Below are 15,554 nucleotides of genomic sequence, written 5' to 3' on the forward strand. Positions count from 1 at the left end.
AGGAGTGAGCTCATGCTTGAAGGACAAGTTGCGATTGTAACAGGAGCCTCCCGTGGCATCGGAAAGGAAATCGCCAAAAGCTTAGCTCAAGCAGGTGTTAAGCTTACCATCACAGGTAGTTCTGAACAAGTTCATAAAACGAAGAAGGAATTACATGATGCAGGCTTTCATGATGTTTTATCCATTCAAGCGGATGTTGCGAAAGAAAATGAGGTAGAGCATGTTGTAGAGGCAACGAAAAATGCGTTTGGTACCATTGATTTATTAGTAAATAATGCTGGAATAGGTTTATTTAAGCCTGTTGAAGAAGTCACGATAGAAGAATGGAGAAACACGTTTGATGTGAATGTCCAAGGTGTATTTCTATTTACAAAAGCTGTCCTCGGAACAATGAAACAGAAGCAATTTGGTACGATTATTACCGTTTCTTCTGATGTTTCCAGATATACGATTCCAAATGGTTCTTTGTATACTGCTACAAAATATGCAATACAAGGCTTTATGGGAAGTGTATCGCAAGAGGTTCGAGATGACGGTATTCGTGTCGGAACCATTAATCCTGGTATGGTAGATACATACTTTGCGGAAAGCAAGCAAGGGGAATCGCATAAAAAAGACTGGCTAAAGGTGCACGATATTGCAAATGCTGTTGTATATATGGCAAGCGCACCAAAGTATATGGTAGTGGATGAAATGCACATTCATCCGTTAGTGCATCAATATCCGAGAGTCTAATAAAAAAGAGAGGGAGCTCCCTCTCTTTTACAATTCTGACGTTTCTACTTTTGTTTTTAGACATAATATGCAGGTACATCATTTGTAATGGCATGCTCTAAATAGTGTATTAAGCTATGATGGGAACCAACCACTGTTTTTTCATCGTAACCGTAATGAAAAGCGTGTAAAAAGGTTTCGATTTTCTTCGATAAAATGTCATCGTCCGTTCGAACCATTAGTACGAGCAAATCATCCCATTGACCCCACAGTGTATAGTACATCGCTTTGTCATAATCTACAGGATTCAATTTCTTTTCCCCCTTTACTCAGGGTTCTTTTTTATTATGCTTCAATACTTGTACTTATTACATGCCCATTTTTGGATGTATAGCCAAACTGGGTGTCTCAATTTATTGGAAATTCCTTTTCGTATAAACACCTTTTGAAGCAACATAATAAAAAGTGAACCATCCTAAAAAGGGGGATTCCAATGAAAAAGATTGCATTGCTTGGAGCATCCTTGTTAACTGCCGTAACCCTTGCTGGTTGTGGTGGTGATGCTGAAGAAGGGTTACGAGATCAAAACAATAATGGCTATGGTGTACAACCAACAAGATATAATGAGAACACCAATATTGAACCCAATCGTAACCGTCTGCAAATGGACGAGGATGAATTAGGCCCTGATTATTACAATGGCCAAGGCTTAGGTGATGATGGTGGTCGTAATTTAACGAATAACGACAATAAAGGGAACTATCACAACAACGATGTAAATCGGGAGACAACAAATGAGAACAATAACAACACCAATAATAACAATACGGATGAATATGATGTAGCAGATAAAGCTGCTGACCAAATTACAAGTAAAGTGGACGAAGTTGACCGTGCATACGTATTTACTGGGCCAGAGAATGCTTATGTAGCGGTTGTGTTAAATAATGGGGAAGAGCTTTCAAACGATGTGGAAAATCGAATCCGTCGAACAGTAAAAGATGCAGATAATACAATTGATGATGTATTTATTTCTGCAAACCCAGACTTTTTCCAACGTGCGGAAGGCTATGCAGGGGATTTAGAAGCTGGTGATCCAGTAGAGGGATTATTTGATGAAATGGGAGAAATGTTCCGACGTATCTTTCCAAATAACTAAAAAAACGAGGGTGTCTGCCCTCGTTTTTTTCTTTGCCCAAAATTAGTAGAAATGAAAAACACTCTCCTTCATACAATGTATGTAACAAATTTTTTTTACTAAGGGGAGATTGGAACCGTGAATAACGTTCAGGAAAGGGAACTCGAGAAAGCCATACGTGAAATAACGGAAATAGCTGAAGGTTTTGGTCTCGATTTTTATGCAATGCGTTATGAAATCTGTCCTTCCGATATTATTTACACATTTGGAGCTTATGGAATGCCAACACGATTTTCTCATTGGAGCTTTGGAAAACAATTTCATAAGATGAAGCTTCAAGAAGAATTAGGTTTAAGTAAAATATATGAATTAGTAATTAATTCGGATCCTTGTTATGCCTTTTTATTGAACTCCAATAGTCTAATTCAAAATAAGCTCATTGTAGCCCATGTATTAGCTCACAGTGATTTCTTCAAAAACAATATTCGTTTTCAGAACACAAATGGAGATATGGTCGAAAGCATGGCAGCTACAGCAGATCGGATAAAACAATACGAGAAGGAATACGGCCAAAAAGAAGTAGAAAGCTTTTTGGATGCTGTTCTTGCAATTCAAGAGCATATCGACCCAACCTTATTAAAGACCTATAATACGGAGAACAAAGAGAAAACCCATCCTAAATCAACATCTAAAAAAGCTTTAGAATATGATGACCTTTGGCGATTAGATGAGGATTATGTTAGAGAAAAAGTCTCACCACGAAAACCAAATCAAATACCTCCACAACCAGAAAAAGACCTCTTACTCTTTATTGAAGAATATAGTCGAGAGCTGGAAGACTGGCAGCGGGATATTTTAACCATGATGAGGCTGGAAATGCTGTATTTTTGGCCACAATTGGAGACGAAAATCATGAACGAAGGCTGGGCTTCGTATTGGCATTCCCGCATATTACGTGAAATGGATTTAACAAGTGATGAATCCATTGAATTCGCCAAGCTTCATTCTAGTGTCATTGCACCTTCTAGAACATCCATTAATCCATATCGACTAGGAATCACTATATTTGAAGATATTGAAAAGCGCTACAACAATCCAACAGAGGAAATGAAAAAAAGAGGGGTAACACCTGGCTCTGGACGTGAAAAATTGTTTGAGGTTAGAGAAATCGAATCCGATATTTCCTTTATTCGTAATTATTTAACGAAGGATATTGTTCGGGATGAGGATTTATATTTATTCCAAAAGCAAGGAAGAGAATATAAAATTGTCGATAAAGATTGGACGGAGGTTCGAGATCAACTCATTACCATGCGCGTCAATGGGGGATTCCCGTATATTACGGTTGAAAATGGTGATTATTTACGAAATGGGGAGTTGTATTTAAAGCATCATTATGAAGGGGTTGAATTAGATATTCAATACCTTGAAAGAACCATGCCATATATACATCAATTGTGGGGAAGAACGGTTCATATGGAAACAGTGGTTGAAGATAAAGAGGTTGTGTTTAGTTTTAAGGAAGGAACGATTAAGAAGAAATATATATGAAATAATATATAACATAGAAAATATTAAGAAATAGCATATCAAATAGTATGTTGGTATGCTATTTTTATTGTTGAATGAGTTCAAGCTTCTAAGTAACAATAGTACAAGGCCAATTGCGAATGAATTGACCATTACGATATAAGTTTATTATTCTATATAAGCAAGTAAATAAAGATTTACATGTTTTATTTTCATTCAATATATAAGCATATTCTTATTTGCTTATATAGAAAGGGGGAAGGAATATGACTACGAAGCAGGTTGAAGTGGAGAAAGCGGCTACTACGTTAAAATTGCTTGGGGACAAAACAAGGCTATCCATGGTTCATATTTTGGTTAATCATGAATGTTGTGTGTGTGAATTTGTAGAGTTATTCCAAATGAGTCAACCTGCCATTAGTCAACATCTCCGTAAGTTGAAGGATGTTGGCTTGGTTAAGGAAACTAGAAGAGGACAATGGGTATTCTATTCAATAAACAAGCAAAGCGATGTTTATCCATTACTTCAAAGTATTTTAGAGCATATCCCCAATCCAGGCTTTCAATTAAAAGAATTAGAGAAAAAGGGACTTCGCATCATTTGTGAATAATTGGAGGGAGAAAATTGACCGTAACGATTTTAGCATCTTTGATATTTCTCATTACACTCATCCTAGTCATTTGGCAACCGAGTAATCTCTCCATTGGATGGTCTGCCTGTGGTGGAGCAGTTATCGCTTTAGTGTTGGGAGTTGTTGATTTTACGGACGTTATAGATGTAACATCGATTGTTTGGAACGCTACACTTGCTTTTGTTGCTATTATTTTAATTTCCTTAATACTAGATGAAATTGGTTTTTTTGAGTGGGCGGCACTACATATGGCTAGAGCTGCTAAAGGACATGGCCGTCGAATGTTTGTATTTGTATCTTTATTAGGTGCAATTGTTGCGGCATTCTTTGCCAATGATGGCGCAGCGCTCATTCTAACACCAATTGTACTAGCGATGGTTCGTAATTTGAAATTTAGTGAGAAAATGGTTTTTCCATTTATTATGGCAAGTGGATTTATTGCAGATACAACGTCCTTACCATTAATCGTTAGTAACCTCGTTAATATTGTATCCGCAGACTTTTTTAACATTGGATTTATTGAATATGCAACGAGAATGATCATACCGAACTTATTTTCATTATTGGCAAGTATAATCGTTTTATTTCTATATTTCCGAAAAAGCATTCCACGAAAGTACGATTTGGATAATTTGAAGGTGCCGAGTGAAGCGATAAAAGATCCTAGAATGTTTAAAATGTCCTGGTATGTCTTATTTATCCTTTTAATCGGTTACTTTGTCAGTGAATTTTGGAGTATTCCAGTTTCCATTATAGCGGGCTTCATTGCTATTTTCTTTCTTTTAATGGCAAACAACAGTCCCGCTGTTCAAACTAAGAAGGTAATTAATGGAGCTCCTTGGAATATTGTATTTTTCTCCATTGGGATGTACGTCGTCGTCTATGGATTACGTAATGCGGGTCTCACATCCTTATTAGCTGAGGTTATTCAGTATACAGCTGAGCAAGGATTATTTATCGCAACTGTTGGTATGGGATTTATAGCTGCTATTCTCTCGTCCCTTATGAACAATATGCCAACCGTCATGATTGATGCGATTGCAATTGCAGATACGAATACGAATGGTGTGATACGTGAGGCGTTGATTTATGCGAATGTTATTGGCTCAGATCTTGGACCAAAAATTACACCAATTGGGTCTTTAGCAACATTATTATGGTTACATGTTTTATCCCAAAAAGGGGTTAAGATTTCTTGGGGAACGTATTTTAAAACAGGTATCCTTTTAACCATTCCAGTATTAATTATCACGTTAATCGGACTATACCTAACCTTATTACTAACTTAGGTTGAACTTATTACGTGGTAATTCTCGATATCAATTTGAATGCAGTAACAAAATATTAATGTTAAAGGAGAAGATCAAAATGTCTGAGAAAAAAACAATATACTTTTTATGCACAGGTAATTCTTGCAGAAGCCAAATGGCAGAGGGGTGGGCAAAGAAACACCTAGGTGAGGAATGGATTGTAAAAAGCGCAGGAATCGAAGCGCATGGTCTAAACCCTAATGCTGTAAAGGCGATGAATGAAGCGGGGATTGATATTTCGAATCAAACATCAGATATTATGGATTTGGAAATTTTAAACAATGCTGATTTTGTTGTCACTTTATGTGGGGATGCTGTGGACAAATGTCCAACGACACCTCCACATGTGAAGCGTAATCATTGGGGATTCGATGATCCAGCTAAAGCGGAAGGCACGGATGAAGAAAAGTGGGCAGTATTTCAAAGGGTTCGAGATCAGATTGGTGAGCGGATCAAGCAATTTGCTGATACAGGGAAATAACGAAGTAAAACACATAAAATATTGCAGATAATGATTTAAATACGTTGTTTATAGAGAATTCCAAGATGGAAAGGGAATTCTCTTTTTCATATTTTGGGTATTATGTACGTTAAAATAGGCTTTTTCAGTGATGTTATTTGCACCGCAATAATAAAAGAAAATTTTCGAGCTAACTCCCTACACTCGATCAAAAATCTCTTGCCAAATGCAATTCCATTGTTATAAAATGGCATAATATCTTTTTTTGGAGAAGGGGATCAGTTGTGAAACAATATGACGCGGTAAATACGATTGTAGAAAGCTTGAAAAAGGATGACTATGTAAAAGCAATTTTTTTAAAGGGTTCTATGGGGCGAGGAGAGGAAGATCAACATTCAGATGTGGATCTATATGTACTAGTAGAAGAACAAAATGAGCAAGTTTTCTTAGAAAATAGACTTATGCATTTACGAGCATATGGAGAGCTTTTATTTTATGATGATATTTTTATTATTGCACCACAAATTATCGCTGTGTACGATAATATGCTCCATTTAGATTTATTTACGGTAACAGAAAAGACGTTTAAGGAGAAAGATTATTTTAAAGTTTTGTTTGACCCAGAAGGTCGATTGCAAAAATTTGATGCTACGCAAAATTTAACATTAACCTATGAAGAATATCGTGATGATGTAATGGATGTGGCTTGGTTTTTATTTCAATACAAAAAGTCCAAAGCAAGAGAAAATGATATTTGGTCTATTTCCATGCTGCATCATACAATGACGCATTTAGCCAGAGTGCTATTACATAACTATTGTCCTAATCGTGCGCAACTTGGGTTGAAGACGTTGGAAGCTACCTTACCTCAATCGCTAAAACGGAATATACATATCATTCTTCAGTATATAACTCCGAAAGAGCATAAACATGCAGAAATTCTCATTCAACGTCTGGTAGCTAATGAAGTAGACTGGATTATTTCTACCCTAAATAAGGAAGATCAAATGAAGCTTTATCCCTTCCTCTCCAAAATGATAATACAACAAGAACCTTTGAGCAAATAACGCTTGGATAATTCCAAGCGTTTACTCCTTTATACCTTCTAACCACTCTTTATAACATTCAGGGCAAAGTTTTTTTTCCAGCTCCTCCTCGTGATAAAAAAACGATATGGGATGGAAAGAGTCGGTATCTGTTATTGCTTGATCACAATAAAAACAAGAATCGCTATTCAAAATTTGCCCTCCTCATCATTAGATATCATAATGGATAAGCTTATTTTATTCAGAAGGCTATTCATTTTACAATGTAAATAAATCCATCTTCAATTTAAGTCCTCCACATAAAGCATATGGAACATGTTTATTCTACTACAGATAATTCCCAACTATAAAAACTTCAAAATAACGGAAAATATAAACGATTATCCGTAAAAAGGAGGTCATTTTAATGATACAAAAACGGATATCCATTGTTCTATTTAGTGCGATGTTATTGATCTTCACAGCCTGTGGGGATGATGCTCAAAACAATAACGAAGATAACACCATATCAAGCATGAGTACGGATTCAACAAGTCAAAAATATCCACACACAAAACCAGTCCGTATTCAAGAGGCTAAATATAAATTTATTGTAAATGCGAATCGAGGTAATCAACAACAAGCAACTCAACAACAGCAGCAAACACAGCAACAACAGCAAGCGCAGCAACAGCCACAGCAACAACAGCAAGCCCAACCAGAACAACAACAGCAACAACAACAACAAGCACAACAACCAGCTCAACAACAACAAACAAACAATGTAAGTGAAACAGAACGTCGAGTAGTGGAATTAACCAATGCAGAAAGACGTAAACAAGGACTACCGGACTTACAATTAGATGTGAAGCTAAGTCAAGTAGCAAGAGAAAAGTCTAATGATATGCAAAATAAAGGATATTTCTCTCACACAAGTCCAACATATGGTTCTCCATTCGATATGATGAGAGACTTTGGCATTTCTTATCAGGCTGCGGGAGAAAACATTGCGCAAGGTCAAAAATCACCAGAAGAAGTAGTACAAGCATGGATGAATAGTGAAGGACATCGAAAAAATATCATGAACCCAGAATTTACCCATATTGGTGTAGGACATGAAACAACGGCTAATCATTGGACACAAATGTTTATTAAAAAATAAATTTCCGAAACAGCACTTTTATCATAAAAAAGTGCTGTTTTTTTACTTGAGAATATTTTTGTTATTTCCAAATACAATTCCAAATACAATTTACATTATGTTTTGTAAGAAAATGTTCAAAAAAAGATTTAGAAAATTCATATATTATTTGATACAATAGTAGAAAGGGAAAATCTTTTCCAAGAGAGGGGTAGAGCCTAAAGAATGGATGTGGAAGATAAAAGGATATCGAAGCTGTATCGCAAAATTTTAACTTCCAGTGAAATGATAGGTCTCATTACTTACCAAAAGCTAGATGAAGATACTCAGCAAAAGGTGAAGGCAAAAATGATTGAAAATGGATCTGATTCAGCACGAAAAGTACTTATGCGACTGCAATATATTCAAAAAGAGTAAAAGATTAAATTGAAGTAAAAGTAAGGGGAAGAACAATGTCTATCCAAGTCCAGTTGGAAAAATTTGTGGAAAAAGTAAACAACAACCCAGAACATATACAAGAGGAAAAAGATCGTGTTTTTCAAATAGATCTAAAGGATAATCTTTCACTACAAATTATTTTAAAAGATGGTAAAGTGGAAGTCGTTCAGGGGACAATTGCTGAGCCAGAAGTTACACTAACAATGTCGGATAAAAGCTTCGAAAAATTACTTAACGATGACCTTAATACAACAATGGCGTTTATGACTGGAAACTTGAAAGTAAACGGAAGTGTAGGTCTAGCCTTAAAACTTCAAGACATTGTCAAACGATATCAATAACAGGAACAACTTTGTTCCTGTTTTTTTATATTAATGGATAGACGTAAAAGGCAGATTAAGCGTAAAATAAAAGTGATTACTTCAAGTTGTTAAGGAGTTTAAGATGCATTATACATATATGTTGCGTTGTGGAGATCAATCCTTGTATACCGGTTATACAAATCGTCTTGAATATCGAGTTAAGATGCACCAAGAAGGAAAAGGTGCGAAGTATACGCGTGGTAGAGGGCCAGTAAAGCTTGTCTATGTAGAAGGCTTTGAGTCTAAGTCCGATGCATTAATGCGGGAGTATGAAATTAAACAATTACCAAAGCACGTAAAAGAAAAATTAGTAGAGGAATATAATAGAAAGAAAATAAAATAACTAGACGTTATGGTTAAAATCCTTTATAATCCTCATTAGATAATCAAATAAAACAAATGTTTTCTAGGGTTCCGCAAGCATTCACTTGGTCTGGTCCGAGAGAAAACACACAGTTTTACTGTGACACGGAGGGACAAAAGCCTGGGAGATTTCGAAACGAGATCTCTTAGGCTTTTTATTTTGGATAAAAGGAGAGGAATTCTTATGACATTTGAATGGATAAAGGTAGTTATCGCTGCTGTATTTGAAGTATTTTGGGTAATTGGTTTAAAGCATGCTGATGATTTAGGCACATGGTTAGGTACAGCTATTGCTGTGATTATAAGTTTTTATTTATTAATTAAATCAGGTGAGAAATTACCAGTTGGCACAGCCTATGCTGTTTTTGTCGGATTAGGAACAGCTGGTACTGTTTTGTCCGATGTACTTCTATTTGAAGAGCAGCTTGAGCCGATAAAATTGATTCTGATTGGAATTTTACTTGTTGGTGTAATTGGTTTGAAAAAGGTAACAGAAGAAAAGAGCAAGGAAGGGGCGGAAGGCTAATGGCGTGGGTATATTTAATAATAGCTGGTTTGTTTGAAATGCTTAGTGTCGCTTTAATTTCGAACCTTCATAAGAAAAGAAATTTTCAAGCTTTACTATTGCTAATATTTGGATTCGGTGCAAGCTTCTTGTTCCTAGGTTTAGCCATGGAAACTTTGCCAATGGGTACGGCTTATGCTATTTGGACAGGGATTGGTGCATCTGGTGGAGCACTATTAGGAATGATTTATTATGGCGAAGCAGTGGAATGGAGAAGAATTTTCTTTATCTCTCTGATTATTGTATCTACAATTGGATTAAAGCTTATCGCTTCATAAATTGCGAAAGGTGTAGGGAATCTCCCTACACCTTTCTTTTTATATAGAATCAATCTTTATATTTTGTATATAATCATTTGCTATTTAGCTAAAAATGCCGCGGTAAATCCTTTTGTACTTCTTATTGATGAAAGCCCTACCTCTCTTTCATCCTTGCGATTCCTCTGATCGCGCCAGTGTAATAAGAATATAAAATTTATAATTATCACAGGACGCCATATATAAAATGAGTTGTATTCTCGATGTGTTTATTGACTCTAGATAATTTATTATACAGTAATTTATTTAAATGTCAAGGTGAATAATTTGACACCCATTAGGCATTCTAAGTTTGAAACAATACATAAAAGGTAGGAGATAATATGGGTATTTTAAGTGGCAATCCGAAAAATGAACCGTTGCATTATGGTGAAATTTATGGGCTTTGGTCCTTTGTAGCCGCAGGAAAAGGCATGCTTGCTGGTTATGAGACAATGCGGAATCATGCTGGAGACAAAGAACTAATTCACCTATTAGAAGAGGCAATAGAACAATGCAAACATGATATGAAACAGGTTGAAGCATTATTAAAGGAACAAGGCGTAGGTTTACCACCATCGCCACCTGAAAGACCTCATGCTTCATTAGAAAAAATACCAGTAGGAGCTCGTATTCAGGATCCAGAAATAGCTGCTACTATGTCAGTAGACGTTGCGGCAGGTCTAGTAGCTTGCAGTAAAATGATTGGTCAAGCAATAAGAGAAGACATTGCTATGATGTTTGGTCAATTTCATACGCAGAAAGCTACGTTCGGGGCAAAATTACTTCGACTTACCAAAGAAAAAGGTTGGCTAGTACCACCACCGATGCATAAAAATGAAGCAGAAGATTGCTGACCATGCGAAAGAGCCTTTCCAAAAAGGCTCTTTTTATAATTTTAAATTATGAATATTAGACTAGCTCAATCAATATGCTTTCATAAAGGGGCGAATAAGGAGGAACTTTAGGGAGGGATTGGCATATATGAAGAAATACGCCATCCATATTATGTACATTCTAATGGGGACTATTCAATTATTGCTCGGGATTCGATTTCTGTTAAAAATTTTTGATTTAGAGCCAACTTCAACCTTTGTTTCCATTGTTTATATATTAAGCGAACCACTTATTTTACCACTAAAACCGTTTTTTGAAAGTACCGACTTACATGGGATATTCTTTATTGATTTAGCTACTCTTTTTGGCATGATTTTCTATACTTTCCTTGGTTATTTCATTATACGTGCATTATCAAAAAGAAAGTATAGAAGGAGTAAAGGGTAAAAAAATAATATGTCAGAGATGAAATATACAATCAGACTAGTTATAATAAAAGTAATTTTAGTACTAGGGGGTACAACAAATGAAATTACCAAAGGCATTAACAATCGCAGGATCCGATAGTAGCGGTGGAGCAGGCCTTCAAGCTGACTTAAAAACATTTCAAGAGCATGGAGTATACGGAATGTCTGCTCTTACGGTTATTGTTGCAATGAATCCACATAATAACTGGTCACATGATACGTACCCAGTAGAGGTTGATACGGTAAAAGCACAACTATCTACGATTGTAGAAGGTGTTGGAGTTGATGCATTAAAGACGGGTATGCTACCTACAGTAGAGATTATAGAATTAGCAGCAGAAACAGTGAAAAAGCATCAGTTAAATAAATTTGTTTTAGACCCTGTTATGGTTTGTAAAGGTGCTGATGAAGTACTATACCCAGAGTTAGCGGATGCACTTCGTGATATCCTTACACCACTTGCAGAAGTCGTAACGCCTAATATCTTTGAAGCGGGGCAGCTAAGTGGTCTTGGAGCTATCACAAATGTAGAAGAAATGAAGGAAGCGGCAAAGAAAATACATGAGCTTGGAGCAAAGCATGTTCTTGTTAAAGGTGGAAGTAAAATCAATCACCCTACTGCTGTAGATGTATTGTATGACGGCAAGGAATTTGAACTATTGGAAACGGAAAAAATTAATACAAACTACACACATGGTGCCGGTTGTACGTATGCTGCCGCCATTACTTCAGGGCTTGCTAAAGGGCAATCAACAAAAGAAGCCATTTACGCTGCTAAAAAATTCATTACAGCAGCAATTAAGCACGGACATGAGCTAAATCAGTATGTTGGTGCTGTACATCACGGGGGCTTACGCCTACTTGGTGAATAATCTCTCGCAAAATATATAAGATATAAATAGTCTTAATAAAGAAAAATCCAAGCGAAACTGCAAATTCTCAATTGAATTTGCTTTTGTTTGGATTTTTTCTTATGGGTTAAGAACGTAGGAAAGATTAAAACAAAAACGAAACCGATTGCTCTACTTAATCGTAAAGGAGTTACAGAACAAAAAGTAAAGTGGGGAAAGCTCATGGATTTGCATCCTAAAATAGATGTTCCGAAATCGAAAACAGAGAAAATAGTAAATATCCTATCTTTTCTAATGATCCTATTCACTTTTATTTATATTATCGTTATTTGGGATACTCTACCTGACCGTGTTCCTAGTCATTTTAATGCAACGGGTGAGGCTGACCGTTTTGGCGGGAAAGGAAGTGTTTTAATACTTCCTATAATTGGGTCGTTTCTATTTTTGTTACTGTATCTTTTAAATCAGTTTCCTTATGCACACAGCTTCCCAGTAAAAGTGACAGAAGAAAATGCAGAGAGATTGTATAAAACATCACGTTTGTTCATGAGTATCCTAAACTTTGAAATCGTCTTCTTTATAACAATAGGTGCTTATAAAACAATCCAAGCTTCTTTAGGGGAAAGTGGATTGGGAGTTTGGTATTTACCTGCAGTATTAATCACATTATTCACCACAATCGGCCTATTAATCTACCGGCTGTATAAAATAAAGTGACAAGTTGTTTATTGTAGAGAGGAATAATTAAAGGTATAATGGGTAACAAAAGAGGTGAGGCAAATGGATCATCAACTTTGCCCGAAATTTGAAAAAGCGATGACTTTAATTAATAAACGGTGGACAGGATTAATTATATACCAGCTTTTGTTTGGCGCCCAACGGTTTTCTGAAATTGAATCGGCTCTTCCTGTAAGTGGTAGGCTTTTATCTGAACGCCTAAAGGAGCTAGAGGAAGAAGGAATTGTTTCGAGGACGGTTTACGCGGAGGTTCCGGTTCGTGTAGAATATGCGTTAACCGAAAAAGGCAGAGAGCTTGAACCAGTTATAAGAGCACTTCAAACATGGTCGGACAAATGGGTAGAACAATATCAATAGTTACAAGATGAAGTAAAAACTAAGGATTACGAAACTTTTTCGTAATCCTTAGTTTTTTTCTTTCTCTATTTTGCATATATACATACTAGACCAATAGATATATAGCATTGTATTCAATTGGGGGTATGTTCGTGAGGCAGAAAACGCATCTTCCGTTTCGTCTGAATCTAATTTTCTTTATTATATTTTTGCTGTTTGGCTTTTTAATCATTCAGCTTGGTATTGTACAAATCCTAAAGGGAGAGGAAGCACAAAGGGTTATAGACACAACGGATGAATCGGTATCCTTGCATCCGGTGCCAAGAGGGTTCATGTACGATCGTTATGGTAATCTGTTAGTAGACAACCTACCTAGATATGCAATTACTTATACGCCTCCAAAAAATGTTCAACCACAAGATAAATTAGAAATAGCCCAAACATTAGCAAAGTACATACAAAAAGAACCGGAATCCATAACGGAACGAGACCAGAAAGATTATTGGATTTTGACGAGAAGAGAAGATGCTTTTCGTAAATTAACTGATGAAGAACGTGAGAAAATGGATGACAAAGAAGAATATATTACCATACTAGACCGTATCACAGAGGAGGATCTTTCCTTTTCTAAAGAGGAACTAGAAATAATCGCAATAAAGAGAGAACTAGATTTAGCAGTAGAATTTACACCTTATATTATAAAAAATGAAGGAGTTACCGAAGCGGAATATGCCAAGGTTGCGGAACATGTAAACGAAATGCCCGGAATCAACGTATCTATAGATTGGAAGCGGCATGCTCCATACGGTACTACATTCCGTAACTTTATTGGTAATTTAACCGAACATAAAGATGGTTTACCACAGGAGGAGCTTGATTATTATTTAACAAGACAGTATAGCTTAAATGATCGGGTCGGAGAAAGCTTTTTAGAAAAACAATATGAAACCGTATTGAAAGGAAAAAAGAACATATATCAACATGTAACAGATAAACAAGAGAATGTCATTGATACAAAGCTCATTCAAAAAGGAGAGCAGGGGAAGAGCTTAGTTTTGACTGTCGATATAGAACTGCAGAAAAAGGTAGATGAGATTGTACAAGAGGAATTACTTAAAGCTATTCAGAAAGATCCAAAAGGTAACAAATATCTACAGGATGCAATGGTTGTTATGATGAATCCTAAAAATGGAGAAGTATTGGCAATGTCTGCAATGCGCTATTACCGGGAATTAGATGATGAGGCTGCTCATTTTAAAGATGAATCTTATCGAACTGTATATGACGCCCATTTACCAGGTTCAGCTATTAAAGGGGCAACTGTACTTGCGGGATTTGATTCAGGAGTAATTGAGGAAGATACGTATTTTCATGATGAGCCTATTAAAATTAAAGGAACACCGGAAAAAAGCTCCTGGACAGATTTAGGAGATGTTAATTACTTAACTGCTTTAGAAAGGTCCTCCAATGTGTTTATGTTCTATATCGCAATGCGTATGGGAGGAGATTATTCGTATGTTTACGATGAAGGATTAGATTACAATCCAGATTCATTTCGGCAGATGAGAAATTACTTTAAACAGTTTGGTTTAGGAGTAGAGACTGGCATTGATCTTCCATATGAGGCAACCGGTTTACAAGGGGATGATTCGCTTGCAGGATATTTAATGGACTATGCCATTGGACAATATGAGCCTTTTACAACGTTACAATTAGCACAATATATATCGACAATCGCAAATGATGGTTATCGAATACGACCACATTTAGTAAAGGAAATAAGATATCCATCTCAACATGATCATTTAGGACCTATCTATCAAACCATTCAACCTGAAGTATTAAATAGAATTGAAATGGATGATGAATATTTAGAAAAGGTTCAATATGGTCTGTATCAAGTTGTACATGGATCAAGAGGTACTGGTAGTGCGTTAAGTGCATTACCGTATGATGTAGCCGCAAAAACGGGTACTGCCCAACATTTGATCTATGAAAATGGTCAATTAGTAGAGGAAACGGAGAATTTGACTTTAGTAGGTTACGCTCCATTTGACGACCCAGAAATCGCCTTTGCAATCGTTGTACCAAGGGTTGGATTGGATACGGAAACAGGAATTAACTTAAATATTGGTAGACGTATTTTGACTGCTTATTTTGATCGCTGATTTGGACTGTTTACGCTTTAGGATTATATAAATCCAAGGTTTCCACTATGTCAAAATTTATATTTCATATCCGAATAATGAAAGAAGGTCGCATTTCCATGGGAGCATTACTTATTTCAATCCCGTAATAATAGAACCCAATCCAAGGAATTGTAAAATCTTCTCAATATTTGTGCTAATTGA

At 36.2% G+C, this 15,554-nt stretch carries 20 protein-coding genes and 1 riboswitch; of the genes, 19 read left to right on the top strand and 1 reads right to left on the bottom strand.

All coding sequences use genetic code 11. The annotated features are described in order from the left end of the window. Positions 1-12: 12 nt before the first annotated feature. A complete protein-coding gene (locus C1A05_RS09075; RefSeq protein WP_102027907.1) occupies positions 13-735 on the top strand; it encodes an SDR family oxidoreductase in 723 nt (240 codons plus the stop codon). Between the two features lie 56 nt (positions 736-791). Here the strand turns inward: C1A05_RS09075 and C1A05_RS09080 are convergent, their stop codons facing one another. Next, positions 792-1,025, bottom strand: a complete 234-nt coding sequence (locus C1A05_RS09080; protein ID WP_102027908.1) for a YhdB family protein — start codon at positions 1,023-1,025, stop codon at positions 792-794. A gap of 182 nt (positions 1,026-1,207) precedes the next feature. Between C1A05_RS09080 and C1A05_RS09085 the strand changes: the two genes are divergently transcribed. The 18 genes from C1A05_RS09085 (at position 1,208) to C1A05_RS09170 (ending at position 15,371) form a co-directional block, all read left to right on the top strand. After that, complete coding sequence (locus C1A05_RS09085) at positions 1,208-1,873, top strand: YhcN/YlaJ family sporulation lipoprotein (RefSeq protein WP_102027909.1); 666 nt, start codon at positions 1,208-1,210, stop codon at positions 1,871-1,873. A 117-nt stretch (positions 1,874-1,990) separates the two neighbouring features. Beyond that, on the top strand, positions 1,991-3,403 hold the full coding sequence (locus tag C1A05_RS09090; protein ID WP_102027910.1) for a SpoVR family protein: 1,413 nt from the start codon (positions 1,991-1,993) through the stop codon (positions 3,401-3,403). A 245-nt stretch (positions 3,404-3,648) separates the two neighbouring features. Further along, the gene (locus C1A05_RS09095) at positions 3,649-3,993 is read left to right on the top strand and encodes an ArsR/SmtB family transcription factor (protein WP_102027911.1); all 345 of its coding nucleotides are present in this window, start codon (positions 3,649-3,651) and stop codon (positions 3,991-3,993) included. Positions 3,994-4,007: 14 nt separating this feature from the next. Beyond that, positions 4,008-5,303 carry an arsenic transporter gene (locus C1A05_RS09100; RefSeq protein ID WP_102027912.1) on the top strand — a complete coding sequence of 432 codons (1,296 nt, stop codon included), beginning with the start codon at positions 4,008-4,010 and terminating at the stop codon, positions 5,301-5,303. A 79-nt stretch (positions 5,304-5,382) separates the two neighbouring features. Next, a complete protein-coding gene (arsC, locus tag C1A05_RS09105; RefSeq protein WP_102027913.1) occupies positions 5,383-5,805 on the top strand; it encodes an arsenate reductase (thioredoxin) in 423 nt (140 codons plus the stop codon). A gap of 263 nt (positions 5,806-6,068) precedes the next feature. Next, complete coding sequence (locus C1A05_RS09110; protein WP_102027914.1) at positions 6,069-6,851, top strand: nucleotidyltransferase domain-containing protein; 783 nt, start codon at positions 6,069-6,071, stop codon at positions 6,849-6,851. Positions 6,852-7,236: 385 nt separating this feature from the next. Then, positions 7,237-7,971, top strand: coding sequence for a CAP domain-containing protein (locus C1A05_RS09115; protein WP_102027915.1), 735 nt, complete (start codon positions 7,237-7,239; stop codon positions 7,969-7,971). Positions 7,972-8,175: 204 nt separating this feature from the next. Then, positions 8,176-8,367, top strand: a complete 192-nt coding sequence (locus C1A05_RS09120) for a hypothetical protein (RefSeq protein ID WP_102027916.1) — start codon at positions 8,176-8,178, stop codon at positions 8,365-8,367. A gap of 35 nt (positions 8,368-8,402) precedes the next feature. Next, positions 8,403-8,729: an SCP2 sterol-binding domain-containing protein gene (locus C1A05_RS09125; RefSeq protein WP_102027917.1), complete on the top strand. Its 327-nt coding sequence runs from the start codon at positions 8,403-8,405 to the stop codon at positions 8,727-8,729. 103 nt (positions 8,730-8,832) lie between these two features. Next, the gene (locus C1A05_RS09130) at positions 8,833-9,093 is read left to right on the top strand and encodes a GIY-YIG nuclease family protein (protein WP_102027918.1); all 261 of its coding nucleotides are present in this window, start codon (positions 8,833-8,835) and stop codon (positions 9,091-9,093) included. A gap of 52 nt (positions 9,094-9,145) precedes the next feature. Beyond that, positions 9,146-9,243: riboswitch (guanidine-I (ykkC/yxkD leader) on the top strand. 54 nt (positions 9,244-9,297) lie between these two features. Further along, complete coding sequence (locus C1A05_RS09135) at positions 9,298-9,639, top strand: DMT family transporter (protein ID WP_102027919.1); 342 nt, start codon at positions 9,298-9,300, stop codon at positions 9,637-9,639. Continuing rightward, the gene (locus C1A05_RS09140) at positions 9,639-9,956 is read left to right on the top strand and encodes a DMT family transporter (protein ID WP_102027920.1); all 318 of its coding nucleotides are present in this window, start codon (positions 9,639-9,641) and stop codon (positions 9,954-9,956) included. The genes C1A05_RS09135 and C1A05_RS09140 overlap by 1 nt, the downstream gene beginning before the upstream one ends. Positions 9,957-10,318: 362 nt before the next feature. After that, on the top strand, positions 10,319-10,831 hold the full coding sequence (locus tag C1A05_RS09145; protein ID WP_102027921.1) for a DUF3231 family protein: 513 nt from the start codon (positions 10,319-10,321) through the stop codon (positions 10,829-10,831). A 127-nt stretch (positions 10,832-10,958) separates the two neighbouring features. Then, the gene (locus C1A05_RS09150) at positions 10,959-11,258 is read left to right on the top strand and encodes a hypothetical protein (RefSeq protein WP_102027922.1); all 300 of its coding nucleotides are present in this window, start codon (positions 10,959-10,961) and stop codon (positions 11,256-11,258) included. Positions 11,259-11,337: 79 nt separating this feature from the next. After that, a complete protein-coding gene (locus C1A05_RS09155) occupies positions 11,338-12,150 on the top strand; it encodes a bifunctional hydroxymethylpyrimidine kinase/phosphomethylpyrimidine kinase (protein ID WP_102027923.1) in 813 nt (270 codons plus the stop codon). A gap of 201 nt (positions 12,151-12,351) precedes the next feature. After that, positions 12,352-12,846, top strand: a complete 495-nt coding sequence (locus C1A05_RS09160; RefSeq protein ID WP_145997306.1) for a DUF1648 domain-containing protein — start codon at positions 12,352-12,354, stop codon at positions 12,844-12,846. Positions 12,847-12,909: 63 nt separating this feature from the next. Continuing rightward, a complete protein-coding gene (locus tag C1A05_RS09165; protein ID WP_102027925.1) occupies positions 12,910-13,224 on the top strand; it encodes a winged helix-turn-helix transcriptional regulator in 315 nt (104 codons plus the stop codon). A gap of 131 nt (positions 13,225-13,355) precedes the next feature. Then, complete coding sequence (locus tag C1A05_RS09170) at positions 13,356-15,371, top strand: peptidoglycan D,D-transpeptidase FtsI family protein (RefSeq protein WP_234998457.1); 2,016 nt, start codon at positions 13,356-13,358, stop codon at positions 15,369-15,371. The last annotated feature ends 183 nt before the right edge of the window (positions 15,372-15,554 follow it).

This window comes from Salirhabdus sp. Marseille-P4669, assembly GCF_900240405.1.
Taxonomy (GTDB): domain Bacteria; phylum Bacillota; class Bacilli; order Bacillales; family Alkalibacillaceae; genus OEQK01.